Source organism: uncultured Caballeronia sp., assembly GCF_964243625.1.
In the GTDB taxonomy this organism is placed as follows: domain Bacteria; phylum Pseudomonadota; class Gammaproteobacteria; order Burkholderiales; family Burkholderiaceae; genus Caballeronia.
On the sequence record NZ_CAXTGZ010000661.1, the window covers coordinates 1 to 3,243 of the forward strand.

The window sequence follows — 3,243 nt, forward strand, 5'->3', positions numbered from 1 at the left end:
TGCCGCGAGCGGACGGCGCGCCTTGGTTTCCTGCGATGAGTTGGCAGGGTCGGCATCGACGTAATTCATGATCCATTCGTTGAGCCAGCGCTGCATGTCCTCGCGTTCCTTGAACGCGCCGATCTTGTCGCGCACGATGCACTTCAGGTAATGCGCGAAGCGCGAGCACGCGAACAGATACGGCAGGCGGGCTGACAGATTGGCGTTCGCGGTAGCGTCAGCATCGTGGTATTCAGAGGGCTTTTGCAGCGACTGCGCACCGATAAACGTGGCGTGATCCGTGTTCTTCCGATGAATCAGCGGAATGAAGCCGTTACGGGCTAGCTCGGCTTCACGCCGGTCCGAAATGGCGATTTCAGTCGGACATTTCATGTCGACGCCGCCGTCATCGGTCGGGAAGCTATGGCAAGGCAGATTCTCGACCGTGCCGCCCGATTCCACGCCGCGAATCAGCGTGCACCAGCCGTAAAGCTTGAACGAACGGTTGATGTTGACGCCCATCGCGTAGGCTGCGTTTGCCCATGCGTAGTGACGGTGATCCGAGCCGTTTGTGTCTTCTTCGAAGTCGAACTCATCGACGGGATTGGTCTTTGCACCGTACGGCAGACGCGACAAAAAACGCGGCATTGCAAGGCCGATATAACGCGCATCTTCTGTGTTGCGCAGCGAATTCCACGGCGCGTATTCGAGGTTCTGCGCGAAGATCTTCGTCAGGTCACGAGGGTTGGCCAGTTCCTGCCACGATTCCATTTGCAGTACTGATGGCGATGCGCCCGAAATGAACGGCGTATGCGAAGCCGCCGACACCTTGGCGATCGAGCCGAGCAGATCCACATCGGGCGGGGTATGGTCGAAGTAGTAATCGGCGACCAGGCAACCATAAGGTTCACCGCCCAACTGGCCGTACTCTTCTTCATAAATCTGCTTGAAGAGCGGGCTTTGATCCCACGCTGCGCCCTTGTAGCGCTTCATGGTGCGTCGCAACTCTTCCTTCGAGATATCCATGAATCGAATCTTGAGCTTCTCGTCGGTTTCGGAGTTCGACACGAGATGATGCAGACCGCGCCACGCTGATTCCAGCTTCTGGAATTCGCCGTGGTGCACGATCAAGTTGATTTGTTCCGACAGCTTGTGATCGATCCCGGCGATGATCGCTTCAATGCTTTTGTACGCGTCATCGCTGATGGTGATCGATCGCTGGAGCGCTTGCTCGGCCAGCGTCCTGACTGCAAACTCGACTGCTTCGCGGGCCTGTTCGGTCTTGGGCTTGAACTCTTGTGCGAGCAGGTTCGTGAATTCGCTGTAGGTCTGGGTACCGTGTGTGCCGGCCGCTTCGGCTTGGGCTGCTTGCTTTGCCATTTGAGTTCCTAGGGTCCTGATTGCGCGGGAAGTCGGGGATGTTGTAACGGGGTTTTTAGGCCGGCTCTGCCGCATCAGCAGCCGGTTGCGGCTTGGCGGACGAAGCAAGCGCCTTGAGCAGCGTCGGGTCCTGGAGGAGCTTGTTCACCAGACCTTCCGCGCCAGACTTGCCATCCATATAGGTTTGAAGGTTGGCCAGTTGCGTGCGCGCTTCGAGCAACTGTGCGAGCGAATCCACCTTGCGGGCGACGGCCGCCGGTGAAAAGTCCTCAATGCTTTCGAAGGTCATATCGACCATCAGGTGTCCATCGCCCGTCAGCGTATTCGCCACGCCGAACGACACGCGCGGCTTGATCGCTTTCATGCGTTCATCGAAATTGTCGATATCGATGTCCAGGAACTTGCGATCGGACACGGCCGGCAGCGGTTCGGTCGGCTTGCCGGACAAGTCGGCCAGCACGCCCATGACGAACGGCAACTCGACTTTCTTTTCTGAGCCGTAGACCTCGACGTCGTATTCGATTTGTACACGGGGGGCGCGATTACGGCCGATGAATTTCTGTGAACTGTTGGCGTTGGACATGCACGACTCCTAATCGGGGCGAATGAAACTGCGTGGTAGATGGGTATTTCTCAGCCTGGTGTCCAGGGCGTGAAAGGACTCCCCCGGCTCAATTAGCGAAAGACGAGTACCGATTGCCTTTCATGCTCGGCCTGTGCGACGTCAATATCTATGCGTGCAATGGGCGTTTTCGTGGCCAGCGCGTCGAACCACAACGCGGAGAGTTTCGGCAGGACATGCTGTTCGATGAAACCGATCAGCACGCGCGCGCCGGTCTCCTGAACCTGACAACGTTCGACGATGTGATCGACGACACGTCCGGCATAGGCGAGCGTTATCTGGTGCGTGTCGGCCATACGCTTGACAACGTGATCCAGATGCAAACGCACGATGTTCGCGAGCGTCTCGTTGGTGAGCGGCAGATACGGAACAACCGTCAGCCTTCCGATGAACGCAGCCGGAAATTCCTTGAGAAGTTCAGGCGTCAACGCGCTGCGTAGACCTTCGCCGTCAGGCATTAGCGCGGGGTCTGCACACAGGCTTGATGTCAGCTCGGCGCCCACATTGCTGGTGAGCAGGATCGTCGTGTTTCGGAAGTCGATGAGGCGGCCATCGCCATCTTCCATGCGACCCTTGTCGAACGCCTGGAAGAACAGTTCACGAACGTCCGGATGCGCCTTCTCAATTTCATCGAGCAGAACGACCGAATAGGGACGACGACGGACCGCTTCCGTGAGCACGCCACCTTCGCCGTAACCAACGTAGCCGGGCGGCGCGCCTTTGAGGCCCGACACGGTATGCGCTTCCTGATACTCGCTCATGTTGATCGTGATCAGGTTCTGCTCACCGCCATAGAGCGCTTCGGCAAGCGCCAGCGCGGTTTCGGTTTTGCCGACGCCAGACGGGCCTGCTAACAGGAAGACGCCAATTGGTTTGCCAGGATCGGTCAACCCTGCACGCGCCGTTTGCACGCGTTCGCAGATCTGGCGCAAGGCGTCGTACTGACCAATGACACGTTTTTCCAGCGTGGCAGGCAGTGAAGTCACTGCCGCGAGTTCATCGGTCATCATCCGGCCGGCGGGAATGCCGGTCCAGTCCGCCACGACGCTGGCCACGATCGCGGCGTTGACTTCCGGGAAGACGAGTGGCTTATCGCCCTGCAATCTCGTGAGGGTTCCCTGCAGGTGGCGAAGCGTCTCCAGCGAAGCGGCCACGACCATTCCCTTGTCGTTTAATGACGTGCGGGCGTCGAGCAAGGACTGCACCACGCCGACCTGCGCGTTCCAGCGCGCCTCGACAGACTCGGCTTCGATCATCAGGGC

Annotated in this window: 3 protein-coding genes; all 3 read right to left on the reverse strand. The window is 58.7% G+C overall.

Annotated elements, in window-relative coordinates:
- On the reverse strand, nucleotides 1-1,359 hold a 1,359-nt coding region (gene tssC, locus ACFFAR_RS28820; protein ID WP_375508969.1), incomplete at its 3' end, for a type VI secretion system contractile sheath large subunit.
- Nucleotides 1,360-1,414: 55 nt separating this feature from the next.
- Nucleotides 1,415-1,942: a type VI secretion system contractile sheath small subunit gene (gene tssB, locus ACFFAR_RS28825; protein ID WP_375508970.1), complete on the reverse strand. Its 528-nt coding sequence runs from the start codon at nucleotides 1,940-1,942 to the stop codon at nucleotides 1,415-1,417.
- A gap of 92 nt (nucleotides 1,943-2,034) precedes the next feature.
- Nucleotides 2,035-3,243: AAA family ATPase (locus ACFFAR_RS28830; protein WP_375508971.1), on the reverse strand; the 1,209-nt coding region annotated here is incomplete at its 5' end.

Excerpts from the sequence above, each read along its gene's own strand:
- tssB (WP_375508970.1), bottom strand. The coding sequence starts at position 1,942 with ATGTCCAACGCCAACAGTTCACAGAAATTCATCGGCCGTAATCGCGCC.